Source organism: Actinopolymorpha alba DSM 45243 (assembly GCF_000373925.1).
Lineage (GTDB): Bacteria > Actinomycetota > Actinomycetes > Propionibacteriales > Actinopolymorphaceae > Actinopolymorpha > Actinopolymorpha alba.
This window is the reverse complement of record NZ_KB892708.1, coordinates 228,120-253,350: the sequence shown is the minus strand read 5'-3', so window position 1 is coordinate 253,350 and position 25,231 is coordinate 228,120. Positions and strand designations below refer to the sequence as shown.

21 protein-coding genes and 1 tRNA gene are annotated in these 25,231 nt (G+C 69.4%); 12 read left to right on the top strand and 10 right to left on the bottom strand.

Annotated features, from left to right (window positions below):
* Positions 1-8: 8 nt before the first annotated feature.
* The 3 genes from B141_RS0103645 to B141_RS0103635 are packed head-to-tail and all read right to left on the bottom strand — an operon-like array spanning position 9 to position 3,618.
* Positions 9-2,363, bottom strand: a complete 2,355-nt coding sequence (locus B141_RS0103645; RefSeq protein ID WP_020573814.1) for an FtsX-like permease family protein — start codon at positions 2,361-2,363, stop codon at positions 9-11.
* A complete protein-coding gene (locus B141_RS0103640; RefSeq protein ID WP_020573813.1) occupies positions 2,360-3,097 on the bottom strand; it encodes an ABC transporter ATP-binding protein in 738 nt (245 codons plus the stop codon). Before B141_RS0103640 ends, B141_RS0103645 begins: the two co-directional genes overlap by 4 nt.
* Complete coding sequence (locus B141_RS0103635; RefSeq protein WP_020573812.1) at positions 3,094-3,618, bottom strand: PadR family transcriptional regulator; 525 nt, start codon at positions 3,616-3,618, stop codon at positions 3,094-3,096. The genes B141_RS0103640 and B141_RS0103635 overlap by 4 nt, the downstream gene beginning before the upstream one ends.
* Before the next feature lie 204 nt (positions 3,619-3,822).
* Between B141_RS0103635 and B141_RS0103630 the strand changes: the two genes are divergently transcribed.
* Positions 3,823-4,125, top strand: a complete 303-nt coding sequence (locus tag B141_RS0103630) for a GYD domain-containing protein (protein ID WP_020573811.1) — start codon at positions 3,823-3,825, stop codon at positions 4,123-4,125.
* A 57-nt stretch (positions 4,126-4,182) separates the two neighbouring features.
* On the opposite strand, the gene B141_RS0103625 is transcribed toward B141_RS0103630, so the two are convergent.
* Complete coding sequence (locus B141_RS0103625) at positions 4,183-5,022, bottom strand: undecaprenyl-diphosphate phosphatase (protein ID WP_020573810.1); 840 nt, start codon at positions 5,020-5,022, stop codon at positions 4,183-4,185.
* Positions 5,023-5,024: 2 nt separating this feature from the next.
* Positions 5,025-6,083: an LLM class F420-dependent oxidoreductase gene (locus tag B141_RS0103620; protein WP_020573809.1), complete on the bottom strand. Its 1,059-nt coding sequence runs from the start codon at positions 6,081-6,083 to the stop codon at positions 5,025-5,027.
* Between the two features lie 324 nt (positions 6,084-6,407).
* Here B141_RS0103620 and B141_RS0103615 point away from each other — a divergent pair, with 324 nt between their 5' ends.
* The 4 genes from B141_RS0103615 (at position 6,408) to B141_RS38705 (ending at position 9,565) form a co-directional block, all read left to right on the top strand.
* Complete coding sequence (locus B141_RS0103615; RefSeq protein WP_020573808.1) at positions 6,408-7,391, top strand: aldo/keto reductase; 984 nt, start codon at positions 6,408-6,410, stop codon at positions 7,389-7,391.
* Positions 7,381-8,187 (top strand): class I SAM-dependent methyltransferase, encoded by an 807-nt coding sequence (locus tag B141_RS38710; RefSeq protein WP_020573807.1) that lies wholly within the window; start codon positions 7,381-7,383, stop codon positions 8,185-8,187. The genes B141_RS0103615 and B141_RS38710 overlap by 11 nt, the downstream gene beginning before the upstream one ends.
* Positions 8,188-8,252: 65 nt before the next feature.
* A complete protein-coding gene (locus tag B141_RS0103605) occupies positions 8,253-8,462 on the top strand; it encodes a DUF5703 family protein (protein ID WP_020573806.1) in 210 nt (69 codons plus the stop codon).
* A 290-nt stretch (positions 8,463-8,752) separates the two neighbouring features.
* The gene (locus B141_RS38705; RefSeq protein WP_020573805.1) at positions 8,753-9,565 is read left to right on the top strand and encodes a methyltransferase domain-containing protein; all 813 of its coding nucleotides are present in this window, start codon (positions 8,753-8,755) and stop codon (positions 9,563-9,565) included.
* A 13-nt stretch (positions 9,566-9,578) separates the two neighbouring features.
* On the opposite strand, the gene B141_RS0103595 is transcribed toward B141_RS38705, so the two are convergent.
* Positions 9,579-10,943 (bottom strand): M20/M25/M40 family metallo-hydrolase, encoded by a 1,365-nt coding sequence (locus B141_RS0103595; protein ID WP_020573804.1) that lies wholly within the window; start codon positions 10,941-10,943, stop codon positions 9,579-9,581.
* A gap of 114 nt (positions 10,944-11,057) precedes the next feature.
* Here B141_RS0103595 and B141_RS0103590 point away from each other — a divergent pair.
* Positions 11,058-11,145: transfer RNA gene (locus B141_RS0103590), tRNA-Leu, on the top strand.
* Positions 11,146-11,309: 164 nt separating this feature from the next.
* Here B141_RS0103590 and B141_RS0103585 read toward each other — a convergent pair.
* Positions 11,310-13,844 carry a glycosyl hydrolase gene (locus B141_RS0103585; RefSeq protein ID WP_020573803.1) on the bottom strand — a complete coding sequence of 845 codons (2,535 nt, stop codon included), beginning with the start codon at positions 13,842-13,844 and terminating at the stop codon, positions 11,310-11,312.
* Between the two features lie 169 nt (positions 13,845-14,013).
* Here B141_RS0103585 and B141_RS0103580 point away from each other — a divergent pair, with 169 nt between their 5' ends.
* The 4 genes from B141_RS0103580 to B141_RS0103565 all read left to right on the top strand — a co-directional run bounded on the left by B141_RS0103580 (position 14,014) and on the right by B141_RS0103565 (position 17,496).
* Positions 14,014-14,376, top strand: coding sequence for an MmcQ/YjbR family DNA-binding protein (locus B141_RS0103580; protein WP_020573802.1), 363 nt, complete (start codon positions 14,014-14,016; stop codon positions 14,374-14,376).
* An 88-nt stretch (positions 14,377-14,464) separates the two neighbouring features.
* Positions 14,465-15,469: an ATP-binding cassette domain-containing protein gene (locus B141_RS0103575; RefSeq protein ID WP_020573801.1), complete on the top strand. Its 1,005-nt coding sequence runs from the start codon at positions 14,465-14,467 to the stop codon at positions 15,467-15,469.
* Positions 15,466-16,257 (top strand): ABC transporter permease, encoded by a 792-nt coding sequence (locus B141_RS0103570; protein WP_020573800.1) that lies wholly within the window; start codon positions 15,466-15,468, stop codon positions 16,255-16,257. The genes B141_RS0103575 and B141_RS0103570 overlap by 4 nt, the downstream gene beginning before the upstream one ends.
* A 30-nt stretch (positions 16,258-16,287) precedes the next feature.
* On the top strand, positions 16,288-17,496 hold the full coding sequence (locus B141_RS0103565) for a cytochrome P450 (RefSeq protein WP_020573799.1): 1,209 nt from the start codon (positions 16,288-16,290) through the stop codon (positions 17,494-17,496).
* Between the two features lie 9 nt (positions 17,497-17,505).
* Here B141_RS0103565 and B141_RS0103560 read toward each other — a convergent pair whose 3' ends face one another.
* A complete protein-coding gene (locus B141_RS0103560; RefSeq protein WP_020573798.1) occupies positions 17,506-19,074 on the bottom strand; it encodes a DUF1349 domain-containing protein in 1,569 nt (522 codons plus the stop codon).
* Between the two features lie 150 nt (positions 19,075-19,224).
* On the opposite strand from B141_RS0103560, the gene B141_RS0103555 reads away from it, so the two are divergent.
* Positions 19,225-20,394, top strand: a complete 1,170-nt coding sequence (locus B141_RS0103555) for a sensor histidine kinase (protein WP_020573797.1) — start codon at positions 19,225-19,227, stop codon at positions 20,392-20,394.
* The gene (locus B141_RS0103550; RefSeq protein ID WP_020573796.1) at positions 20,391-21,059 is read left to right on the top strand and encodes a response regulator transcription factor; all 669 of its coding nucleotides are present in this window, start codon (positions 20,391-20,393) and stop codon (positions 21,057-21,059) included. The genes B141_RS0103555 and B141_RS0103550 overlap by 4 nt, the downstream gene beginning before the upstream one ends.
* A 548-nt stretch (positions 21,060-21,607) precedes the next feature.
* Here B141_RS0103550 and B141_RS0103545 read toward each other — a convergent pair.
* Both B141_RS0103545 and B141_RS50535 read right to left on the bottom strand, forming a co-directional pair.
* Positions 21,608-24,775: an ATP-binding protein gene (locus B141_RS0103545; RefSeq protein ID WP_020573795.1), complete on the bottom strand. Its 3,168-nt coding sequence runs from the start codon at positions 24,773-24,775 to the stop codon at positions 21,608-21,610.
* A gap of 57 nt (positions 24,776-24,832) precedes the next feature.
* Entirely contained in the window at positions 24,833-25,210 is a 378-nt protein-coding gene (locus B141_RS50535) for a hypothetical protein (RefSeq protein WP_020573794.1), read from the bottom strand.
* Positions 25,211-25,231 lie beyond the last annotated feature (21 nt).

The window sequence follows — 25,231 nt, the reverse complement described above, 5'->3', positions numbered from 1 at the left end:
CGGGAGGTTCACTCGGTCCGGAGGCCAGCTGTTGTGGCTCCGCGCCACAACGCCGGCAGGGTCAGGATCGTCGCCGCGAGCACCGCGCCAAAACCCGCGGCACCGAGCGCCGCGATGCCCGACCAGTCGTACGCCAGCTGCGCGCCGGACCCCATCTGCACCAGCGTGGCGAGGCCGAGGCCGACACTGAACGCCACCGCGAGAGCGAGGACGATCGGGATGGTCGCCTGCCACAGCAAGGACCAGGCGATCACCGAGCGGTCCACACCACCGGCCATGAGGATGGCGAGTGGACGGCGGCGCTCGCGGAGTTGCTCCAGCGCCATCACGAGCAGGCTGAGTGCGGCGAGGATCAGCACCACCAACGAACCCAGGAAGAGCGCCGACCGGATGAGCGCGTACGTCCGGTCGGTGAGCTGCGCGGAGGGCTGCCACACCTGCGCTGACCAGTCAAACCCGGCGACAACGTTGCGGACGTACTCCACCGTGTCCGGCTGGTCGGGTGCGGACACGAGTGCGAGCTGGGTCTGAAGCGCGGTGTTCCTCGCGCCCGCCAACGCTCCCGGCGTTGCCAGGATCCCTTCGCGGTAGAAGACGTCCTCCGGGGACGCGCCCCTGGGAGCGTTCAGGTCCTGCCATGGAAGCGCCTCAACGGACGGGAGCGTCGTCGGGATGGTCCAGTCGGGAGTGCCCGTCGTGCGGTCGTCGGCGCGGTTGTTGCGGAACCACACTGGGTCGCCAGGCGTGAGCTGCTCGCTGTCGTTGGTTCGCTTGGACGGCGGAGGCATCGCGCGGAAGACATCGCCTTCAGTGCAGCGCTCGATCTTCGCGAGACTGCGGAGCACTGGACAGGTCGCCACGTGGAGGCTCGCGTAGCGATCTCGCGTTCCGGCCAGCGCTTCCTGCGCAATCACTGGCGTCGTACGCACGCCATCGATGCCATTCAGCGTGGCGGCCAACCGGATCCCGTCATCTAGATCCGCGACGTGTGCATCGACGAAGATCGCCTTCCCATGGTCAGGGTTCTCCTTGACGTAGGTGGCCGCGGCCGGGATGAACAACGCCTGCAACGCGATCCCGCCGGCCAGCGCTGTCGCGACACCACCCACGATCCTGGCCGAAGACGCGGAGTCAAGCTGCAACCGGCGTACCGCGAGCTGCCATGCCGGCCTGCCACCGCCACGCAGCCAGTGGACCGTACGCTCGATCAGCCACGGCAGGAACGCCGGAACGCCGAGCAGGAGCAGCACGATCCCGGCGATGGTGGCATTACCAGCGCTGAAGGCCGCGAAGTCGCCGCGCAGCTGGGCCGCCAGCAGGCCGCCACCGGCGAGGAAGGGCAGGAGCCGCCACCACAGCCTCCGACGGGCGACGCGTGCCTGGCGGACCACGCCCAGTGGCTCGACGACCAACCGCCGGAGCGAGAAGAGGGCCAGGCTGACCGCGAGGAACGGCACCGCGACCAGGATCGGGACGGCCAGCACGGGTGCTGGTCGGATGTCGGAGGCGAAGAAGCCGCCGCCGAACACCGGGCCCGTGAGGTAGCTCGTCAGCGATCGGCCGGCAACGAAGAGCACCCCGCCAGCGCCGAGCCCTGCCACCGCGCCCACGAACGCCTCACCGGCGGCGATCCGGCGTACCTGCGCGCCGCTGCCACCTGCCAGACGGAGCGCCGCCAGCCTCCGGTCGCGGGCTTCGGAGGCAAGGCGGGTGCTGGCAGCCAGGAAGATCACGACCGGGATGAGCAACGTGGTGGTGCCGAGGCTGACCAGCAGGAGCAGGAACGGCGCGAACACACGAGGGGCCCCGCCCTGGGACCCGAACGCGTAGATCGTGACGACCTCCCTGCTCCCCGCCAGATCGGCGGCTCCCGCGTAGAAGACCAGCTCGTTGGGTCCCAGCAGCCCATCCGGGCCGATCGTCCCGATGATCCGCTGCGGAAAGCGGGGTCGCAGGAGCTCGCCGTCCGGCCCGCTGAGCAGGGACTTCAGCGCCGGCGACACGACGATCTCACCTGGCCCGGGTAGCCGGTCCACGCCGGGTGCGCTCGGCGGGTTGGAGCCTTTGAGCTGCACCCGGTAGCCCTTGATGTCCAGGTCCCGGAACTGGCCGTTGTTCCGGACCGCCAGGATCGGGTCCACGCCAGGCACGGGTTCGGTCCCGCCGGCCCGGAAGGGATCCGTGCGTACAGCCGCTCTGTCGTCGCGGGCCTGGAGCAACCCGGTCACCGAACTGGCCAGGAGCAGCACGGCGACGGCAAGCCCGACACCTAACGCGGTCATCGACAGCCGGACCCACGAAGCACGGCCACCCCGGAGTGCCAGCCGGCAACCAAGGCTGAGGTCGTTGACCCAGCCCTTCACCGCGCGACCTCCAGGTCACGCGTACGGCCGTCCCTGACCACAACCTCTCGGTCGGAGTACGCGGCGACCCGGGGCTCGTGCGTGACAAGGACGACCGCCGCACCCGTATCCCTCGCAGCGGTCACGAAGAGCTGCAGGACGCGTTCGCCGTTGAGGGAGTCAAGCGCTCCCGTCGGCTCGTCCGCGAAGACCACCGTGGGCCCGGTGACGAGGGCCCGAGCGACGGCCACCCGCTGCCCCTCCCCACCGGAGGTCTCGCCGGGCCGTTTGTTCGCCACGCCAGCGACCTCGAGGCGTTCGAGCCATGCCGTGGCCTTCTGCTCAGCTGCCCGCCGGCGTACGCCACCCAACCGCAGCGGAAGCGCGACATTCTCCAGGCAGGTGAGTTCGGGCACCAGCTGGCCGAACTGAAAGACGAACCCGAAGTCCGTCCGCCGCAACTGGCTACGCACGCGGTCGGACATGCCGCCGAGGTCACGTCCTCGGTAGCGCACGATCCCGGCGTCGGGTGGCACGATGCCCGCCAGGCAGTGCAGGAAGGTGGACTTGCCCGACCCCGACGGTCCCATCACAGCGACCACCTCGCCGGCCCTCAGCCGCATCGAGGCGCTGGTCAGTGCGGTGGTCGACCCGAACGACTTGTGCAGGTCGATCGCTTCGAGCAGGACGGGACCGGACGTCTGCACGGTGCCGGTGCCGCCTCCGGACGCGGACACGCCTGTCAGATCCGTCATCGAGAGATCTCCTCAGACAACTGGTCGAGCCGGGCGCTGGTGAGCTCCAACCAGCGCAGGTCGGCTTCGAGGTGAAACAGTGCGTGATCACAGATGAGCTGGTCGGCGAGGTCACCCGTCGACTTCCGCCGGGTGAGGTCGCGCATCAGCTCAAGGTGTGCGCTGCGCTGGGTCTCCAGCACGTCCTCAGCGTGCCGCCCGGAGAGCATCGCCAGGATGAGCTTGGAATAGAGCGTGCTCTGGAGATAGAGCTCCGGCTTCTCCGGCGTCGACAGCCAGTGCTCGACGTCGCTGACGCCGGCCGTGGTGATGGCGTAGCGCTTGCGCTCGGGTCCGGCACCGGGCTCGAGCCCGGTGACCTCGACGAGCCCGCCGCGGAGGAGTCGCGAGAGCGTCGCATAGACCTGCCCGTAGTGGAGGGGCCGGTCGTGCGCGAAGTGTTCGTCGTAGACCCGCTTGAGGTCGTAGCCGTGTCGCGGGCCTGACTCGAGGAGGCCCAGCAGGGTGTGTCCAACTGACATGCCCCGCACTCTACACAGTGTGTATACCTGCTGTGTAGACACCTCGTGTTTAGTCATCCTCGGGTCGCGTGAACTGCGGACTGACGGCTGGTCCCTGACCGCCGGTATCGGGTCGGGGGACCCCCTGGGCGATAGAGCCGTCCATAGGTGCCCCCGACCCAGGACCTGGGTAGGTGCTTCCCAGGTGAACCGAACCATGGGGGGATGACCGGGATGCCGACGTACATCAGCCTGATCAACTGGACCGACCAGGGGATCCGCAGCTGTAACGCGACCGTGGAGCGGGCCAACTCCGCCAAGCAACTCGCCCGGCGCTTTGGCGGCGAGATCACCGCGACCTACTGGACGGTCGGGCCGTACGACATCGTCACTGTGGCGGAGTTTCCCGACGAGGAGTCCGGGACCGCGTTCCTGTACGCGGTGGGTTCTGGCGGAAGCATCCGCTCGACCACGCTCCGGGCGTTCTCCGCGGAGGAAACGACCGCGATCCTCGGCAAGCTCCCGTAGCTTTCCGGCCCATCACCGGCGCTCGCGCGCCCCGAGCTTTCGGGGTCGCGCCGCCCGTCAGGCGTACGCCGTCACGACGCCGAACGCCAGCAATGCCAGCACGCCCGCGCCGAGGAGGGCGCGGTAGACCACGAAGGGTCGGAAGTCGCGCTGGGAGATGTAACGCATGAAGTAGACGATCACCATATAGCCGACGCCGAAGCTCACCAGGGTCGCGAGGATCGTGGGCCCCCAGTCGGGCGACCCCTCGTCCCCGATCTTGAGGACCTCGAAGAGGCCGGAGGCGAAGACGGCGGGGATCGCGAGGAGGAAGGAGTACTTCGCGGCCGCCTCACGGGTGTAGCCCATCAGCAGGCCGGCCGTGATCGTACCTCCCGACCGGGAGACGCCCGGGATCAGCGCGAGCGCCTGCGCGAAGCCGAAGACCATCGCCTCCGGGAGGTTCAGCTGGGTCAGAGACTTGCGGTTGCGCGCGATCGCGTCCGCGATGCCGAGGATGATCCCGAAGCCGATCAGGCTGCAGCCGACGTACACCAGGGAGCGCAACGCGGTCTCGATGACGTCCTTGAACAGGAAGCCCAGGATGCCGATCGGCAGCGTGCCCGCGATGATGTACCACCCCATCCGGGCGTCCGGATGGCGGCGCAGCGAGGGTTTGAAGAGCGCGGCCGTCCAGGTCCGGATGATCGCCCAGATCTCCTTCCGGAAGTAGACCACCACCGCGGTCTCGGTCCCGAGCTGGATGACCGCGGTGAAGGCCGCACCTGGGTCGCCCCAGCCGGGCACGAGCGCGCCCATGATCCGGATGTGCGCGCTCGACGAGACCGGGAGAAACTCGGTGAGACCCTGCAGCAGGCCGTAGACAAGGGCACCCAACCAACCGACGCTGTGCTCCACGCTTACTCTCCTACGCCCGAGGCAGCCAGGGCCTCCGCCATCGTCTGAAGTGTGCCGAGTTGGTCGTCGAGGCGCGCGCCAAACGGCAGAACCGACAACGTGGTCACGCCTGCCTCCGCGTACGCCCGCAGCCGCTGGGTGATCCGCTCGACCGGACCGAGCAGTGAGGTGGCGGCGACGAACTCCAGCGGAACCGCCTCGGCGGCGTCACGGTGCCGCCGGGCGAGGAAGAGGTCCTGCACCCGGGCAGCCTCCTCGGCGAAGCCCATCCGGACCGCGAGCGCGTTGTAGAAGTTCTGTGTCCGGCTGCCCATGCCGCCGAGATAGAGCGCGGTGTACGCCCGGACCGGCGCCGCGCATGCCTCGACGTCATTACCGACCACCACCGGGACCGTCGCGGCCACGTCGAACCGGACCGTGTCCTCGTCTGACCGGTCGGCCCGCACCCAGCCCGCCCTGATCTGGGCGAGGCTGTCGGGCAGGAAGTCCGGCGACACGAAGACACCCAGCCAGCCGTCGGCGATCTCGCCGGCCAACTGGAGGTTACGGGGCCCGACCGCCGCGAGGTAGAGAGGAACATGGTCGCGCACCGGTCGCACAGAAAGCCGGAGCGGCTTGCCGGGCCCGTCAGGCAGCGGGAGCGTGAGGTGCTCGCCGGCGTGAGTGAGCGGCTCGCGGCGCAGCGCCTGCCGGACCACCTCGACGTACTCCCGGGTGCGTCCGAGAGGGTCGGCGAAGCGTACGCCGTACCACCCCTCAGAGACCTGCGGACCCGAGACGCCAAGGCCCAGGCGGAACCGCCCGCCCGACAGGGCATCGAGAGTGGCCGCCGTCATTGCCGTCATGGCGGGGGCGCGGGCCGGGATCTGGAGGACCGCGGAGCCGATGTCGATGCGGCTCGTGCGCGCGGCCACCGTCGCGAGCACCGTCGCCGCGTCGAGGCCGTACGCCTCGGCGGCCCAGCACACCGCGTATCCGAGCCGGTCCGCCTCCTCGGCGAGGGCGAGGTTGTCGCCCAGGCTCTCGGCGTCCCAGTAGCTGAGGGTGAGTCCCAGACGCACAGGGCCGCCCCTCCTTCGTGCTCGTGCTGGTGCGGGTGCTGGTTCGGCGTCGGCACGCATGACGGCGCCGGGCGTGGCAGCCTGGCGAGCCTACTCGGCGAAGCTGTGGTGACCGACGCCAGGAGTCCCCGTCCCGCGGTCCCGCACGGACTCGCCGCGATGGTCACCGCGGGCGGTCCGCCCGACCCCGGCGACCTCGGCTTTTACGTGACCTTTTAATGTCCCCTCAAGCGCCGGGTCGCGTACGCGGGTGATGCTGAGCCGTGCCGAGGATGCCCGCGCGTCCCGAGGGGCCCGCGCCCCGGGAACGATTGGGGATCGTCGATGGAGCAGCGCTATCTCGGACGTACCGGCCTGAAGGTCTCGCGCCTGGCCCTCGGCACGATGACGTGGGGCCGGGACACCGACGAGCACGAGGCCCGCGACCAGCTCACGGCGTTCGTGGAGGCCGGCGGCACCCTCGTCGACACCGCGGCGGGGTACGCCGACGGTGACAGCGAGCGGGTGCTCGGCCGGTTGATGGGCCCCCTCGTCCAGCGCGAGGAGCTGGTCCTCGCGACCAAGGCCGGGATCTCCCGGCGTACCGGCGAACGCGTCGTCGACGTCTCCCGCCGCAGCCTGCTGGCCGAGCTCGACGGATCACTGCGCCGCCTCGGCGTCGACTGGGTGGACCTGTGGCAGGTGCACACCTGGAGCGACGCGGCGCCCCTGGAGGAGACGCTGTCGGCGCTGGACTACGCGGTGGCGAGCGGGCGGGTGAGGTACGTCGGGGTGTCCAACTACTCCGGCTGGCAGACCGGCCGCGCCGTGACCTACCAGTCGGCCTGGCCGGGTCGGGCAGCGATCGCGTCGACGCAGATGGAGTACAGCCTGCTCCAACGCGGCATCGAGCGCGAGGTGCTCCCCGCCGCGCGCGAACTCGGCCTCGGCGTCCTCCCCTGGTCGCCGCTCGGGCGCGGGGTACTCACCGGCAAGTACCGCACGGGCACGCCCGCCGACTCCCGCGCGGCGTCCCCGCACTTCGAACGTTTCGTCGGCGTCTATCTCGACAAGCGCAGCTACCGGATCGTCGACGCGGTGTGCCGCGCCGCCGACGGGCTCGGGCTCGCGCCGCTGGAGGTGGCGCTGGCCTGGGTACGCGACCGGCCCGGCGTGACGGCGCCGGTGGTGGGTGCCCGGACGGCGGCGCAGCTGCGCGGGTCCCTCACGGTCGAGGACGTCGAGCTCCCCATCGAGATCACCGCCGCCCTCGACGACGTGTCCTCGCTGCCGTTCGGCTATCCCGAGCGCGCCGAACATGACCGTTGAGAAGAGCCGCCAGTGGCGGTTCTGGGCCCGCGGGTCACGGCGCCGCGGTGGCCGCCCCTTCGACGGCGTGTACATGGCGTACGAGCGCTCCCCCGTGCTGGCCAAGCTCTTCTGCACCGTGCTCGACCTTCCACCTGAGGTGGAGCCGTTCTCCTTCATCACCGCCGACGGGCTGGCGACGCTCGCCCGCGTACTCGAGGTCGGCACCGGCGGGGTACTCGTCGACGTTGGCTGCGGGCGCGGCGGACCGGGTATGTGGGTGGCCCGGGCGACCGGTGTGTCCTACGTCGGTATCGATGCCTCCCCGGTGGCGGTGGAGCAGGCGGGGCGGCGGGTCGAGGTCTTCGGCCTGGACGGTCGGGCCCGCTTCGCCGTTGGTTCGTTGGACGCCACCGGGCTGGACGACGCCGGCGTGGACGCGGTGATGTGTGTCGACGCCTTCCAGTTCGCCCGCGACCGGGTCGCCGCCGGCAGGGAACTCCGGCGGGTCCTACGTCCGGGCGGCCGGCTCGCGTTGACAGGCTGGGAGCCGCGCCGCCGCGACGACCCGGTCCTGCCCGAACGCTTCCGTGGACTGTGGTTCGCCGACATCCTCTCCGAAGCGGGCTTCGTCGACGTGGAGGTGACCGAGCGGCCGGACTGGCACGACCGCTACCGCGCCGTCTACGAGGCGGTCCTGCGGCTCGAGCCGGGTGACGACGACGCCGTGCGCGGCCTCGCCCGGGAGGCGCGCTCCAACCTCCCCCTCGTGGGAAGGAAACGGCGAGTACTCGTGACCGCTCGCCGGCCTACCTGACCATCCCGGCCGGATCGGCCGGTGTCGGCCCGTCCAATGTCGGCGCCGCGTGCCACCATGGGGCGATGGCGGAGTACGAAACGCATCAGGTGCAGCTGCCGCGCACCCTCTCACGCAGAGTCGTCCGGCAGCTTCTGGTTGAGCGCGCGGAGTACGGCGGCTGGGAGCTGGCCAGGGTCCGCATCTACCCCGACGGCCGGCGAGTCGTCACGCTCCGGCGCCGCATCATCCGCGCCACCAAGACCTTCCCGACCGGCGCCGCGGCCCCTGTCTAGCGGTCCTGTCCACTAGATTGTCCGCATGCGACATAACGCCTAGCCATCCGGCGCACGGTCCACATCATCGGGCCCGCCCGGATCCGCTCGTAGCCGGCTGACCGCCACCTCTTCGGCCGCCAGCCTCAGGTTGATGTCGCCTTTCGTATGCCCGGCTTGCGTGTGCGTACCTGCCGGTCGTTTCCTCGCGTTCTGACCGACCGTCTCCGCGACCCTGCGTCCACGCAGTCGGGTGAGTTGGGCGACCTTTCTCAGACTTCGCCAATCGTTCCTCACAGAACAGGACTGACATGGCTTCCCAACACCCCGCACGTCCCACCGACGACGCTCAGAGCGCCGCCCCGCCCTTCGAGGACCTTGTTTCAGACGCGCTCGCCGCGGCCGCGACGATGCGCGGCTGGGACTTCGGCTATCTGCGCGGCCGGACGAGCGGCGACGACCTGTCCTGGTCGTACAACCACCTCGCCCGCGAGGCCATCGCGCACGCCGCCAGCCTGCTGGACCTCGACACCGGTGGCGGCGAACTCCTGGCCTCACTCCGGCCGCTTCCACCGCACACAGTCGCGACCGAATCCTGGGCGCCAAACGTGCTCGTAGCTCGGGAGCGCCTGGAACCTCTCGGCGTCGACGTCCGCACGAGCGAGACGGGGCGGCTACCAGTCGCAGACGGGGAGTTCGAGGTAATTCTTGCTCGGCACGCCGCCCTCGACGTCGACGAGCTGTGGCGGGTGTCGGCACCAGGCGGGATGATCCTCACCCAGCAAGCCGGCAGCCGCAACGACATGGAGCTGAACGCCGCCCTGGGCGCCGCTCTGTCGATTGATCCCGACTCCCACACCTGCGCCACCACGGTCGCCGCGCTGGAGAAGCGGGGCTTCCAGATCCTCCATGCGCGCGAGGAGTTCCCGGCGTACCACTTCCACGACGTTGCGGCCGTGGTTTACCAGCTGAGTGTGGTGTCCTGGACGATCCCTGACTTCGACGTCCGACGTTACGAGACGCGGCTGCGCCAGCTCGACGCCCGCATCCGCGCGGAAGGCCCGCTTGTCACGCACAACCATCGATTCGCGATCAAGGCCCGCAGGCCGGCGGCCCGCGCCTAGGAACCACCGAACGTCAGGCGAGGTCGAGGAACCTGTCGAGTACCCGCGCACCAAACTCCAGGGACTCCGTCGGCACCCGCTCGTCGATGCCGTGGAACATCCCCACGAAGTCGAGGTCCGGGGGCAGCTTCAGCGGAGCGAACCCGAAGCACTGGATGCCCAGGCGGTCCCAGGCCTTTCCGTCCGTACCCCCAGACATGAGGTACGGCACCGCACGACCGGCCGGATCCTCGGCCTGTAGCGACGCCCGCATCGCCTCGACCAGCGCGCCGGCGAACTCCGTCTCCGGCGCGCTGTCGACGTTGAGCATCTCGCGGGTGATCTTGTCCCCGATCAGCTTGTCGATGGTGGCGAGGAACTCCTCCTGCGCGCCCGGCACGAACCTCCCATCGATCACCGCGGTCGCCTCGCCCGGGATGACGTTGGCCTTGTATCCGGCGTCGAGCATCGTCGGGTTGGCCGTGTTGCGCAGGGTGGCTCCGATCATGCGGGAGAACGTGCCCAGCCGCGCGAGCGTCGCCTCGACATCACCGCCCGCCGGGTCGATATCGATCCCGAGTGCGTCCGACACCTCCGCGAAGAACGCCTCCGCCGTGGGGGTGATGCGCAGCGGCCAGTCGTACCTTCCGATCCGGGCGACCGCCTCGGCGAGCTCCGTCACCGGGTTGTCTCCGTTGCGCATGGAGCCGTGACCCGCGGTGCCCTTGGCCCGCAGGCGCATCCAGGCCAAGCCCTTCTCGGCGGTCTGGATGAGGTAGAGCCGCAGGTCGTCCCGCACGGTTAGGGAGAAACCGCCCACCTCGCCGATCGCCTCGCGGCAGCCCTCGAGGACCTCCGGGTGACGCTCGACCAGCCAGTGGGCACCCTTGCGGCCACCGGCCTCCTCGTCAGCGGTGAAGACCAGCACGATCGGACGCCGTGGCGGCCGGCCAGCGCGGGCCCGAGCCCGCAGGACCGACAGGACCATCGCGTCGAAGTCCTTCATGTCGACCGCCCCGCGCCCCCAGACGCAGCCGTCCTTGATCTCTCCGGCGAACGGGTCGACGCTCCAGTCGGCGGCGATCGCGGGCACCACATCGAGGTGACCGTGCACGAGCAGGGGCGCCGCCGACGGGTCGGTGCCCTCCCAGCGCGCGACAAGCGTCGTACGTCCGGGTTCGGGCTCATACAGGGTGGGGTCGAGGCCGGCCTCGGAGACCTTCTCCGCGACGTACTCCGCGGCCTTGCGCTCCCCCGGGCCACTGTCGTCGCCGAAGTTGGACGTGTCGATGCGGATCAGGTCGCGACAGATCTCCACGACCTCCGCATCGGGGTTGCTCCGTCGTGCGGCATCGTCGCGGGAAGAGGCTGCCGCGGCCCCTGTCACCTCGTCCGTCATAGTCCTCATCCTGCCGGGTGAATGTGCCAGTTCGATGACAAGGTGCCGTGGTGCGACCGCCCCCGGCCGGTTTGCTACAGTGAGCGCCGCGCAGCGCTACGGCGACGCGTGCGAGTCCGGGTGGCGGAATTAGGTAGACGCGCTAGCTTGAGGTGCTAGTGCCCGCAAGGGCATGGGGGTTCGAGTCCCCCCTCGGACACCAGTCAATGGGATCGGTCCCACCGAACTATAGTTCGATCTCTTACCAAGACGGCGAGCCGTGCGCTCGTGGTCTTTCGTATGCCGGGACGGTCGGGGAGGGGCACCGTTGGCCAGATACCTACCTAGGACAAGCCGGCAAGCCGCCCGTTTCAGGCAATCTGGCCGCTATCTGTGAACAATCACCAGGGTCGGGATGGTGAGGAGACCTGAGCTCACGGAGTCGGCGGCGTGGTCGAGGTCCTGCATCTGGAAGCGTTGCCCGTAACGCCTTGTGGCGCCTTCGACCAGCCTCGAGACGTGGGGGTCTGCCGCAAGGGCGTTGGCCGCGGTGTTGTGGATGAGGATGCGGAGCGCGTTGCGACCGGGCCTTACGGCTGGGGAGATCTCGACGAGGTACGGCGGTGCCCAGAGGGTGCCGCAGCGGGTGTCGTTGACCCAGATCTCGGCGGCGACTCCGATCGGCGGGGTCACTTGCGCCCGGTAGGAGTGCGGCGGGAGGTAGGCCTGTGTCTCGGGGGCAAGGGCGTCGCAGTCGCCGAAATCCAGGAGCACCCGGGCGGCTGGGTCGACGTCCGCCAGGTCGATCTCGGTCTCATAGGAAACCGCGCCGGAGTACGCCGACAGTCCGGGCTCTTCCTCCCAGCGGTGCGGCAAGGTCACCGGTGAGGTTTCGACACCGATGCGGGCCGACCAGGGACCGTCCAGAGGGAGTCGCCTCACTTCGTCCTCGGCTGAGGGCTGATCGCTCACAGGAACGGATTCGTCAACCGCGGCGATCACCGTCGCCTCGTAGGGATGCAGGGTCACCCGGATGCCTTCGCTGGAGCGGCCCAAGCCTCTCGTCTCCCCCGTTGTCGCATCCCACTGCTCGAGGTACGGCCGAGCTGTGCGCCCGCTGACGTGGAAGGTCCGCTCCTGGCTACCAGTGTTGGCGAGGAAGAACAGCTCCGCGTCGGCGAGTCGGCGATGCACGACCCCGATGTCGTCCGCCGGTGCCAGCGCCAGACCGGAACGGGTGACCTCCGCCAGCCTCGCCGCCAGCGCGGCCGGCGCAGCCGGCGCGGCCGGCGCGGCCGCGACCAGGACCACTCCCCCAGCCATCGCAACGTCGTCCAGCCATTGTCTGGTCGCCGTCGGCATCATCGTCGTCCGCGGTACGACGACAACCGGTACGGCGGCCGGGTCGATCACCTCGACGGCGTCATCGTCGATCAGGTCAAAATCGAGTCCAGCTTCGCGGATCGTCCGGGGAATGTCGTCACCGATCAGCCGCCGCGCCTCGCGGTAGAGGTTCAACGAACCACCGACGGACGGCCCCATCGCGGCGTACGCGTCGGAGGCCGGCACGTAGACCTTGACCGGTCGGACCGGACTCCCCTGGCGCAGCAGCCACGACAACCGGTGCAGGTAGCCGAAGAGTTCCGGAGCGACGGGCCACCACGGGTTGCGGTCGTCCAGCGCTCCGGCGGCGTAGAAGAACCAGCCCAGGCCGGGAGCGTCGGAGGGCGAGTAGGGCCAGCCGTGGCCAATCAACTGGTTCACGCCCGACAGGAAGTGCTCATGTGCCTCGGCCTTCAGGTCAAGCGGAGTCGCGCGAAACGAAGGCGAGTGCACCCACGTCCATGCCTCGGCTGAGACGACGGACTTCCCGTAGATGCTCGCGGCCGACGACGCCCAGCGTGTCTCGGGCAGCCTCGTCCAGCCCCAGCCCTCCCCTTCGTACAGGTCGGCCTGGCGGTAGCTGCTCATCGTCGCGGGCGGTTCGCCGTAGCTCTGGATCCGGAACGGCACGCCGTGACTTGACGCCCACCGGTGGAAGACCGCGACGAAGTTCTTCTCGTACAGCTCGGACAACGTGCGGTAGAAGTCGATGCGGAGCTGAGCCGATCCACCCGTGTCGACGAGGAGTTCGTACAGCCGTGGCCGGAGGTCGTAGCCGCGTCTCTTGCTGAACTCCTCGAAAGCGTCACGGGTCCAGTCGGCGTGATAGACCTCGAGGCTGTCGCAGAACACCGAACCGACGAGCTCCGGCGTCGCCGCCGCCAGCAGGGGTTCCGCCACACACCGGATGTGCTCCGCGGCCGCGGAAGCGGAGTAGTGATCCAGCACCGGACCCTCGGCACCCACGGCCGCCCGCTTGACGTTCTGGCCCGTCGGCCGGGAGTACGCGACCAGCACCTCGCGGGGTCCGCTCCCTCGGGGTACGCGGATCACCCCGTCAGTCGCCTCGAGCGAGGCGTACGAACTCGGTGTCCCGGCCGCGCCGTCACCGACGAAGGCGGCGACGAACTCGTCGCCGGGCCACAAGACGGATACGGGTACGTCGAGCGCCGCGCCGGTGATCTCGCGCCGGTCCCAGTGCAGCCGGCGCGCGGCCAGCTCCGGACCGATGTGCCCGCCGCCGAACGACCATCCACTCCCAAGGGTCAGGTCGAACCGCAGCCCCAGCTCACGAGCCCTCCGCGCAGCGAACCGCACCTGGTCGTAGAACTCCGACGAGCCGAAGGGAGTCTCAACGGGGCCGAGAGGATAGACGAACGAGACCTCGACCCCGCCGATCCCGGCCGCCGCCATCGCCCGCAACTGGCGTTCGAGCTCGCGTCGTTCGACTACCGGGCCGAACCACCACCAGCGCATCATCGGGCGTCCCTCGGATGGCGGGGATGCGAACATCCGGCGGATCTCGCTGACTCCTGACATGGGCCCTCCGGTCGTCGAGGCCAAGAGTGGTCTGCAGCCGGGCCGTCGCCCTCGCAGCCATACGGCTCCAGACACACACGTACAGGACGGAACGGACGGTACCGTCCTTGGAGGTTCGCTGCCATCGCGGCGGCCCCGGTTGTCGGTGGCGTGCGGGAGAATGCCCGGCATGGGCGTAACCAGCAACCGGTTCCTGCGGATGGTCGACAGGCTCGCCGAGGTCGAGCGCGTTGACGCGACGAACTACACGTCGTTCAGCGTGCGTGGCATCCGGTTCGGCTACCACTGGCCGCTGACCGAGACGGTCGGACTCAAGCAGCTGCTGTCGGAGCAGATCGCTCTGGTGTCGGAGCGCCCGGACGTGTTCGAGGTGCAGTTCACGGCCGGCGGGTTCGGCTGGGTCGTCGTTCATCTGCCCAGAATCGATGCTGGCGAGCTTTCCGAGCTGGTCTACGAGGCGTGGCGTCTGTCGGCGCCGCAGTCGCTCGCCGACGAACACCCCCATCCTGGTGCCTCCGCCCTCGCGCCCTGAAACCGCCGTGAAACCGCGCTAAAGCCGGCGGCGCGCACTCTCGATCTCGGTCGTGGCAGTCAGAGCCACAGTGACGAGACGAGAGAGCATGACCACCGCCCCAACCCCACCAGCGAGCAGGGCCCGAGCCGCGGGCAGTGCCGCCCCCGCCATCAGGGCGGCCGGGCTGCGCAAGTCGTACGGCGATCAGACCGTGCTCGACGGCATCGACCTTGTGGTGCCCGCCGGCACGATCTTCGCGCTGCTCGGCCCCAACGGAGCCGGCAAGACCACCACGGTCCAGATCCTGTCCACGTTGATCCGCGCCGACGATGGGGACCTGCGCGTCGCGGGCCACGACCTGAGTCGGGAGCCGGACGCCGTCCGCGGCGCGATCGGGGTCACCGGGCAGTTCTCAGCGGTCGACAACCTCCTCACCGGCGAGGAGAACCTGCTCCTGATGGCGGACCTGCGCCACCTGGGCCGCCGGGTGCGCCGCCAGCGCGCCGCCGAGTTGCTCGCGAGGTTCGACCTCGAGGATGCGGCCACGAAACCGGCCGCGACGTACTCCGGCGGCATGCGGCGCCGGCTCGATCTGGCGATGACGCTGGTCGGCAACCCGGAGATCATCTTCCTCGACGAACCCACCACGGGCCTTGATCCTCGGAGCCGCCGGTCCATGTGGCAGATCATCCGCGACCTCGTGGCCGGCGGGGTGACGATCTTCCTCACCACGCAGTACCTCGAGGAGGCCGACCAACTCGCGGACCGGATCGCGCTCCTCGACCACGGGAAGCTGGTCGCCGAAGGCACCCCGGCCGAGCTCAAGCGCCTGGTGCCGGGTGGCCACATCCAACTCCACTTCCCCACCGCGATCGAGTACGCCGCGGCCGCCCGTCTGCTCGGCGACGTCGTACGCGACGACGACGCGCTCACGCTGCAGGTGCCAAGCGACGGCGGCGTGCACTCGCTGCGGGCCCTGCTCGACCAGCTGGACAACGCCTCGGTCGAGGTTGGCGAGCTTTCCGTCCACACCCCCGATCTCGATGACGTCTTCCTCGCCCTCACCGGCCGGGAGCCGGCGACCGACCAGGTTAAGGAACCCATCCGATGAGCACCGTTTCGCACACCTTCAGCGACTCCGCGACCATGCTGCGGCGCAACCTGCTGCACATGGTGCGGTACCCGTCCATGACCCTGCTGTTGTTCGGGATGCCGATCATCTTCCTGCTGCTGTTCGTCTACGTCTTCGGCGGGACGCTGGGCGCGGGCCTCGGCGGGGCATCGGGCGGTCGCGCGGAGTACCTCCGGTACGTCATCCCCGGCATCTTGATGATGACGCTGGCCGCCGTGAGCCAGGGCACTGCGGTCTCGATCGCCATGGACATGACCGAAGGCATCATCGCGAGGTTCCGCACGATGGCGATCTCGCGTGCCTCGGTGATGACCGGGCATGTCCTCGGCAGCATCCTGCAGGCGCTGATCGGTCTGACGCTCGTCATCGGCATCGCGGTCCTGCTCGGGTTCCGGCCGAACGCGGGGCTCACCGACTGGCTGGCGTTGATCGGCGTACTCGCACTGATCTCGCTCGCTCTGACCTGGCTGACGGTCGCGATGGGGATGGCGAGCAAAACCGTGGAGTCCGCGAGCAACGTGCCGATGCCGCTGACGCTGCTGCCGTTCCTCGGTAGCGGGTTCGTACCCACAGACTCGATGCCGGCCGGACTGCGGTGGTTCGCCGAGTACCAACCGTTCACGCCGTTCATCGAGACGATCCGTGGTCTGCTGGTGGGTACGCCGATCGGCAGCAGCGGCTGGCAGACCGTCGCGTGGAGCCTGGGCATCGCCCTGCTCGGGTACGTCTGGGCCCGCCGGCTCTACGACCGCGACCCGTCCCGCTGACCCCTCGCTGACCACCTGAAGGAGAGACCGATGACCGCCATCGCCGATCAGTGGGGCATCCACCCGCGGCAGTTCTGGCTGCGTGGGGAGCAGCCGGAACACCTCGTCGAGTACGACGAACAGTCTGGCCTGTGGAACGTGTACGGCCATCCGGAGGCTCTACGGATCCTCAACGACCCGGCGACGTTCTCCTCCGACACCTCGCGGTTGTTTTCGGACACCATCGACAAGTCGTTCAACGAAGGCAACCTGGTACAGATGGACGCGCCGGAGCACCGCAAGCTCCGCCGACTGGTCAGCCACGCGTTCACCCCGAAGATCGTGGCCGACCTGGAGCCTCGGATCGCTGGGCTCACCCACGAACTCCTCGACGCGGTGGCCGATCAGGACGAGATCGAGCTCGTGGCGGATCTGGCGTACCCGCTCCCGGTGATCGTCATCGCCGAGCTCCTGGGTGTACCCAGCAGCGACCGCCATCTGTTCAAGCAGTGGGTGGGCGCGCTGTTCGAGAACCGTCCTGACATTTCGCTCAAGCGGGACAGCGAGGAGTTGGAACGCGAGCTCGCGGAGCAGATGGGCCAGCTGCAGGAGATGCTCGACTACCTCCGTGACCATGCCGCCGAGCGCCGGCGGCGGCCGCGACCGGATCTGCTCACGGGACTGGTCCAGGCCGAGGTCGACGGGGAACGACTGACCGACAACGAGGTGGTGAACTTCGCCAATCTCCTCCTCATTGCCGGCCACATCACCACGACCATGTTGCTCGGCAACACGGTCCTGTGCCTCGACCTGAACCCCCACCAGGCGGCCCGCATACGCGCGGATCGTTCGATGGTGCCGGCCGCGATCGAGGAATCCCTGCGGGTGCTCAGCCCGTTCTCGCTGCTCGGGCGGTCGACCTCCGCCGAGGTGGAGATCGCCGGCCAGCCGGTGCCGGCTGACCAGTTGCTGATGGTCTGGATCGGGGCGGCGAACCGCGATCCGCGGCAGTTCGCCCACCCCGAGGTGTTCGATCCGAGCCGGGATCCCAACCCCCACCTGGGGTTTGGGCGCGGGGTGCACTTCTGCCTGGGTGCGCCGCTGGCCCGGCTGGAGGGCCGGATCGCGTTGAACATCCTGCTCGACCGCTTCCCCGCGTTGCGTACGGATCCAGACAATCCACCGACGTTCATCCCGTCGGCCGAGCTCACCGGCGTGAAGGCGCTACCGCTCCGCACCCGCACCCGCACCCGCACCTGATGGATGCTGCTACCGCCACTGGGCGGGCGGCTGCGATGCCCTGACCTGCCGCCGCAGCCGGAATGCGATGAGGGCGAGCGCGACCGCGGCGTACCCGCAGAGAATCGCGAACCCCACCCACCACGGGAGCGGGAAATAGCCGGCCAACGGGGCGTAGTGGGCGACGACCTGCGGGTACTCGCGGACCGTTTGCTGGACCGCGAACCCCGCGGCAGGAGTGAGACGAAGCAGCCACCTGGCCACGTCGTCGGGCAGCAGCGGCAGGACGGCCAGGAGATAGGGAAGGACGACCGTCGAGATCGCGACGAGGACTGCCGCCCAGCCCCGCCGGAGCAGCATGCCGAGGGCGAGCGCAATGACAGCCGCGACAGCGAACACCGCCCCGATGCCGACGACCACCCGCAGTCCCGTGAGCGTCGACACCGGAACGACGCTGAGTCCCTTGGCACGCAGCAACACCGCGCCGGTGGGCACCACCACCGCGGCGGCGACCGATCCGACGACGAAGGCCGCCGCGCCAACCAGCAGAGCCTTCGCGGCCAGCCTCCGGCCGGTGAACGGCGGGCTGCCGCTCACGCCGGACCGGTACTCCGCGGTCATGAATCGTGCTGCCACCACGAGCACGATGATCAGGCCGATGGCCAGGCCCACGAGGGTTTGCTCGATGGTGTGACCGCCGCCCTCGGGGACCGGCGCGATGTCGCCGGATCCAGTGACGGTGAGCCTGCCGTTCGACTCGACGAGGCCCGGCGGTCGGTGCAATCGCTCCCAGTCGGTGTGGCCCATCTCGCCGACGGGACCATGACGCCATTCGCCGCCCGCCGCACCTTTCAGGCTGACGTGGTCGAAGGAGGCAGTGGCCTGGGTGAAGCGCGACTCCGGCAGGCCCGCCCCAAGGCCGACCCGGCGGAGCGTCAGATCCCCGGGGGAAGCGGTGAACAGGCCCACCCGCACTGTCTCGGGCAGACCTGGCAGCCGGGCGGCGCCGACCTTCGTCCAGCGGGTGCCATCAGCCGACTCGTAGCCGGTGATGGTGTCGCCGGAGCGGGTCAGGCGCAGCCAGCGCGGTGACGCCGCCGACACCTTGCCCGGACTGCCGGCGATGTCGTGGACGTAGTCGTACTGCATCCGTACGCCGTGGCTGCCGGTGACCATCAGCGCCGCGTAGGAGGAGCCCTGCGCGGTGCCGTCCTTGATGATGATCCCGGCCTTCGCCCACGGCACCAGGCCGGAGACGATCTCGTCGTGGTCAGGCGGTGGGTACGTGATGATGCCGGTCATGGACGTCATGCGGACGGTGATGCTGCCGTTCACGCCCAGCGGCTGGTGCGCGAAGTAGAACATGTCGCTCACCGCCTGGCCCCGCGGCCCGACCGGATCGGTGGGGCAGGGAACCTCCACCGGACCCTCGCTGCAGGAGGAGCGGTTGCCGACCACGGTGAGCAGCAGACCGATGAGGATCACGACCAGCGTCGCTGCCACCATCGCGATCAACCGGCCCCGGCTCCGGAACCTGGTCCATTCCTGGCGGACCAGAGCGGTCAGGGGCGGGGCAGCGGCTTCGTTGAGTGCTTCCATGCGGTCGGTTCTACGGATCTGGCCATAACACGGTCCGAACCACGGTTGTTAGGTCCGTGTTAGACCCGGCATGCGATCCTGAGGTTCTTTCCACGATCTGGGAGAGACGCATTGGGTACGCTGCGACACCAAGAGGTGCGGGCCCGGACCGTGCGGCTGCGTTTCACCTTCCTGTATGCCGTGCTGTTTCTGGTATCTGGCATCGGTCTGCTGGCCCTCACCAACCTGCTGGCTGGGGGCATGAGCGAAAGCCAGCCCGTGCCGGGGCAGAACGGCTCCACCCCGCAATCCAGCCTTGCCCCCGCTCAGGAGCGCATCCGCCAACTCGAGTCGCAGCTGGCGGATATCCATACGGTTCAGTCGCGTCAGCTTCTGATGGGCTCGCTGATCGCGCTGGTGGTGATGGTGGTGGTCTCGATCGTGCTGGGGAACGCGGTGGCTGGGCGGGTGCTGCGGCCGCTGCGGACGATCACGTCGGCGACGCGACGGATCTCGGCGGACAACCTGCACGAGCGGCTGGAAGTTCCGGGTCCCACCGATGAGGTCAAGGAACTCGCAGACACCATTGACGGACTACTGGAACGCCTGGAGGCGTCGTTCGCCGCCCAACGCCGGTTCGTCGCGAACGCCTCCCACGAGCTGCGGACACCGCTGACGACGATGCGGGCCTCGCTGGATGTCGCCGTGGCCAAGCCGGAGCCGGCACCACCGCAGACGGTCGCCCTGGCGGATCGGCTGCGTACCGAACTCGACCAGGTCGACCGCCTGTTGGAGGGTTTCCTCGTCCTCGCCCGCGCCCAGCATGGGGCACTTCCCGACCGGGGTCTCCCCGACCGGGCAGCGGTGTCGCTCGGCGATCTGGTCTCCGAGGCCCTGGCGACGCACGCCGCCGGGATCGCGGCGAAGAACCTCACCGTGCAGGACGGCGATCTTCACGACACCGCGTTGACCCAGGGCAGCCCGACCCTGCTGGCCCGCATGGCCGGCAATCTGATCGACAACGCCATCGCCCACAACGAGGACGGCGGGTGGATCCGGGTCGCCAGCCACGCCGAGGACGGCTCAGCCCACCTCGTTGTGGAGACCGGCGGGCCGCTTCTCGATCCAGGACACATCGCCCGGCTCGGCGAGCCGTTCCAGCGACTTGCCGCCGACCGGACGGGTTCGGAGACCGGCTCGGGTTTGGGTTTGTCGATCGTCACCGCCGTCGTCGCCGCACACGGCGGCCGCCTCGACTTGCTGGCCCGGCCCGAAGGCGGGCTGCGCGTCACCGTCTCGCTTCCACTGGCGACGGCCGCACCGCAAGGCGCACCCGCGTGAGAATCCTGGTGGTCGAAGACGCGCGCTCGCTCGCCGACGTCCTGGCCGAAGGGCTACGGGATCAGGGCATGGCTGTCGACATCGCGCACGACGGCGTGACCGCCGCCGCCAAGCTCGACCTCAACGCGTACGACGTCGTCGTTCTCGACCGCGACCTGCCCGGTATCCACGGCGACACTCTCTGCCAGATGATCACAGGCCACGACGAACGCCCGATGGTCCTCATGCTCACCGCGGCCGGGTCGCCCGGAGACCGGGTCAGCGGTCTTACCCAGGGAGCCGACGACTACCTCGCCAAGCCGTTCCACTTTCCCGAACTCGTCCTGCGTATCCGCGCACTGGCCCGCCGGCGACCCACTGCCCGCCCGCGCACAGTGCGGGTGGCCGGCATCGAACTCGATCCCGTACGCCGCAGCGCCACCCGCGATGGGCTGCTACTCGACCTGTCGGTCAAGGAGTTCGCGCTTCTCGAAACCCTCCTGCGGGCCAGCCCGGCCTTCCTCAGCGCGGAGGACCTGCTCCAACAGGTGTGGGACGAACACGCCGACCCGTTCACCAACACCGTCGCCGTCACCATCGGCCGGCTGCGCCGCAAGCTTGGCGGCCCACCGGTCATCGCCACGACACCTGGAGTGGGCTACCGCATCACCGATCCAAGCGATTAGGTGTTGTCGACACTTCGTGGGGAGATACCGCAACGCCTATTCAAAAGAGCCAGTCGCGCCGGACGGCTTGCTGCGCCCTGGCCCGAGCGTGCGCTACTTGTCCGAAGGTTCTCCGCGTGAGAGGGGTGTCGATCCTTCGGACAAGTCCACGATCCCTCACCGCAGCAGGGCTGTTGTCTCGCCTGCCGGACGGCTTGCGGCGTATCTCGGAATCCGGGCGGATTGGGTGTACGCGATATGAGACAGCTGGCACCTCACGCGGCAAGTCGTCACCATGCAAGGCAAATTGCGCGTGCTTCGTGGGGAGATGCCGCGTGAGATCCCGCCCGTCTCAAATCGTGTACACCCAAGCGTTTCGGATGCTGAGAAATGCAGGGGTAACCGAGGGTTGTCATAGGTTTCTCGGCTAAGAGCCCGAGAAACCTATGACAACTCGAACAGACAAAAGGACTTGTCTCATATCGCGGGCGGATCTGAAGGGCTTGCGCCGAACCTTGAGTAGATGCCCAGTTCCCGTGCGAAAGTGGGCATTTACTCAAGGTACGTGATCATTCCCAGGCGCCGCGGTCACGGAGTACGTCGAGAGCGGCGGCCCGCAGCTCGTCCCGGCTGAGGTTGGCGTACGACGACACCGCCTCCTCGTACGCCGACTGGTCCGCCTCCACCGCGGCCTGACGCACCCGAGCCACTGACATGGTGGGCCGGAAATACCGCAGGAACCGGAACCGCTCCGCCAGCGCGACCAGCCGCACGCCTGACCGCGTCGCCCGCCCATCGCCGGTGCGTACGGCCGTGTAAAGGTCCACCATCGCCAGCGCCAGCAGGAGGGCGCCCCAGAGCGGACCTTCCATCAGGTAGGGCGGCGGGTTGGGCACCGGATGGGCGAGCATCGACGACAGCCGTTCCGGTAGTTCGGCAGTGATCGACTCGACCAGAGCGAGCCGGCCGTGCTGCGCGTGGGCGACCACGCAGACCGCCTCGGCCTCGATCGCCCAGGGATCCAGGTCGGCGGGTTCGAGGAGGGGCGAGCGGTCATTGAGGTTCCGCGCCAGGTCGACGACCCGCCGCCACATCCGCAGACCTGCCTCGACCTCACCGCGGGCGAGCAGGAATTCGGCCCGAACGCCAAGGTCGTAGCCGAGCGCTCCGGGCTTCTCGCTCCCCTGGGCACCGCTCGCCTGCTCCATCCAGCGCTCCGCCTCGTCCAACTCCCCGCGTTGGATGTTGGCGAGCGCCAGCCACCACCGGATCCCGTCCAGGTCGGACCAGGAACCCATCTTCTCCAGCACCGGCAGTGCCGCCATCAGATGGTGCCGTGCCTCCTCACCCGCGGGTTCCGCCTGCAGGCTCAACTCACTGATCCGGGAATGCGTGAGGCCTCGCAGCCACGGAATCTCCAGGTCCTTCAGTGCCTCGAGCATCCGTCGGGCCGCCGCCAACGCCCGCTCCAGGTCGGCCTCAGCCTCCCAGGAGTAGCTGAGGAGGACGTTCGCCGCAGCGGCCACCAACGGCTGGTCGTTCTCAGCCAACGCCTGCAGCGCACCCCGGTCGCCGGCCGGGACGTTCAGCAGCACCTCGGCGGACCCGGCCAGTGTGTTCGGCGGCGCGGGCGGCAGTCTGCGCAGAGCGACCAGCGGGCGCACCGCGCGCGGACCCCTGATGAGCAGATCGAACGCGACGAACTGCGTCAGCGTCGTCCGGGTGACCTCGACGAACTCCGGCTCCGGGCGGTAGTGGGACAGCAGCCAGCCGGCTTCGTCCGCCAGCGCGCCCAGGCGCAGGTAGTTGCCCTCACTCGCCAACAGCCCGGCGAGCGCGGCGGACGTCGCAGCGGTCGACGGTCCGTCGGCCCGGGCCAGCGCGTGGCGGAGAGCCTGGATGAGGTTGTCCTGCTCGGCCCGGATCCGGGCGATGGGCTCGAACGGATCCGGGCTGAACAGTGCGTCGTGGTGCGCCGTCCCGAACGCCCGCGCCCACGTGAGGAAGCCGTCGATCACCTGGTCGGTGTCCCCCGCCTCCTCCCGATGGGCCGTACTGAACTCGCGGACGGTCTCCAGCATCCACATCCGCGTACCCGACGGCGTGTCGGCGACCTTGAGCAGCGACTGGTCGACGAGGTGTTCCAGGGCCGGCAGGACGTCACCCTCGCCGAGCAGATGCCGCGCGGCGTCCGGGGTGAACCCGCCGGGGAAGATCGACAGCGTACGCATCACGGTCCGCGCGGAGGGCTCGAGGAGGTTCCAGCTCCAGTCGACGACGGCGTGCAGGGTCTGATGGCGTTGCGGTGCGTCCCGCGCGCCGCCCCGCAGCAGCGCGAACCGGTCGCCCAGGCGCCGGGCGATCTCGGCCACCGACATCACCCGGACCCGTGCGGCCGCCAACTCCGCCGCGAGCGGGAGTCCGTCCAGGTGACGGCAGAGGTTCTCCACCACGTCGGCCGGCAGCTCGACACCGGGGCGGGCCGCCCGAGCGCGTTGGACGAACAACTCGACGGTGGTCGGCAGGTCCAGCTCCGGGAGCGGATAGACCGACTCGGACGACAGACCAAGCGGTGCGCGGCTGGTGGTGAGCACGCGTACGTTGTCGGTCATCGAGACCAGGGTGCGTACGAGTTCGACCGCGCCAGTAAGCACGTGCTCGCAGTTGTCGAGCACCAGCAGGGTGGGGCTGGACCCAAGTGCCTCGACTATGGCGCGCACAGCATCTCGCGGAGTTGCGCGGGCAACGGGCCAGCCCTCGCCAACGCCGAGCACCGAGGCCACCTCACCGGTCACGTCCTCGTCATTCGTCACACCCGCGAGCGCCACGATGTGCACGACCCGCTGCTCCGCCTGGCGGCTCACGGCGTACGCCAGCCGGGTCTTGCCGAGTCCGCCCGCGCCGACGATCGACGTGACCCGCGAGGACCCCACCAGCTTCGCGACCTCGGCGACATCGCCGTCCCGACCGAGCAGGGGGTTCGGCTCGTAGGGGATCCTGTGCCGGACCACCGGCGCCTCACCACGCAGCAGCTGCTGGTACGTCGCCTGGACCGCGGGCCCCGGGTCGGTGCCGAGCTCGTCGCGCAACGCCCGGCGGTAGGCGTCGTACCTCGTGAGTGCCGCGGCCGGACCGACCGTGGCCGCCTCGCACCGCAGGAGTTCGAGCAGCACCTCCTCATCCCGCGGGTGCTCACGGACCAGGTCGGCGAGCGGGCCGGTCGCCTCCTCGTGGCGGCCCAGCCGTGCGAGCGCCAGGGCGCGAGCGCGAACCAGGAAGCGGTACGCCGAAGCGCGCTCGGCTCGCAGGGCGGCCACCGGGTCGTGGAGGTCGGCGTCGTCGATCGTGGCGCCCTCCCACAGGGCGAGGCCCGCCTCGGCGTGCGCGAGCGCCGCTTCGTGATCGCCGGCACGGGCGTGCTGTGCGCTCGCCGACGCGCTGAGCTGGATGGCTGAGGTATCCACCTGGTCGTCGCGCAGCGCGAGGCGGTAGCCGCGGGCGGTGCTGGCGATAACCTCGGCGCCGACCTGTGCGCGGGCCCGGGAGACGAGGACCTGAAGCGCCCTGGTGGGGTTGTCGGGCTGCTCGTCCGGCCAGAGCCCCTCCACCAGCCGGGACGTACTACAGCCGGTCCGCAGATCACCAGCGAGCAGCGCGAAGAGGCCACGCAGCCGGGGGCCGGTGATCTCCTGGCCGGCATAAGCCACCCGCGACAGGAGGGCCAGCTCGATGGTCACCGCAGTAGGTTAGGCGGTCCCGGGCGGAAGCCGGCCGGGCGACGAGCCCGAGTCGCGTCAGGCCGCTTCCTCGATGGCCCGGCCGAAGTCCTGCAGAAGCCGGTTGTGGTGGTCCTCTGACAGCAGGTGGCCGATGCCGAGGGCGAGGACGACCGGCCACTCGACGATGCCGAACGCCGCCAACGCCGCGAGTCCCGCGTACCACGCCAGCCGCTGGGGTTCGGGCAGGCGCAGCGTGCCCATGAACGGCACGTCCACGTTGAGGGTGTTCTTATCGATCGCCCGGTCGGCCGCGGGCCTCGCCCGGCGCGCGGTCCTCGCTCTGGTCGGCGAACTGGTCTGATTCGCCGGACCGCCGGCGGCGGAGCCTCTGGTGCCACCGGAACTCCGGGCCGCCGTGCGTCGACCGCCGGCCGTCGCCGTGCGTGTGGCCACTGCTCCCACCTCCGTCATCCT

Coding starts and splice junctions, on each gene's coding strand:
- B141_RS0103580 (WP_020573802.1), top strand. CDS start 14,014: ATGGGCGTAACCAGCAACCGGTTCCTGCGGATGGTCGACAGGCTCGCC.
- B141_RS0103635 (WP_020573812.1), bottom strand. CDS start 3,618: ATGTCAGTTGGACACACCCTGCTGGGCCTCCTCGAGTCAGGCCCGCGA.
- B141_RS0103595 (WP_020573804.1), bottom strand. CDS start 10,943: ATGACGGACGAGGTGACAGGGGCCGCGGCAGCCTCTTCCCGCGACGAT.
- B141_RS0103640 (WP_020573813.1), bottom strand. CDS start 3,097: ATGACGGATCTGACAGGCGTGTCCGCGTCCGGAGGCGGCACCGGCACC.
- B141_RS38710 (WP_020573807.1), top strand. CDS start 7,381: ATGACCGTTGAGAAGAGCCGCCAGTGGCGGTTCTGGGCCCGCGGGTCA.
- B141_RS0103565 (WP_020573799.1), top strand. CDS start 16,288: ATGACCGCCATCGCCGATCAGTGGGGCATCCACCCGCGGCAGTTCTGG.
- B141_RS0103570 (WP_020573800.1), top strand. CDS start 15,466: ATGAGCACCGTTTCGCACACCTTCAGCGACTCCGCGACCATGCTGCGG.
- B141_RS0103605 (WP_020573806.1), top strand. CDS start 8,253: ATGGCGGAGTACGAAACGCATCAGGTGCAGCTGCCGCGCACCCTCTCA.
- B141_RS0103615 (WP_020573808.1), top strand. CDS start 6,408: ATGGAGCAGCGCTATCTCGGACGTACCGGCCTGAAGGTCTCGCGCCTG.
- B141_RS0103560 (WP_020573798.1), bottom strand. CDS start 19,074: ATGGAAGCACTCAACGAAGCCGCTGCCCCGCCCCTGACCGCTCTGGTC.
- B141_RS0103630 (WP_020573811.1), top strand. CDS start 3,823: ATGACCGGGATGCCGACGTACATCAGCCTGATCAACTGGACCGACCAG.
- B141_RS0103585 (WP_020573803.1), bottom strand. CDS start 13,844: ATGTCAGGAGTCAGCGAGATCCGCCGGATGTTCGCATCCCCGCCATCC.
- B141_RS38705 (WP_020573805.1), top strand. CDS start 8,753: ATGGCTTCCCAACACCCCGCACGTCCCACCGACGACGCTCAGAGCGCC.
- B141_RS0103575 (WP_020573801.1), top strand. CDS start 14,465: ATGACCACCGCCCCAACCCCACCAGCGAGCAGGGCCCGAGCCGCGGGC.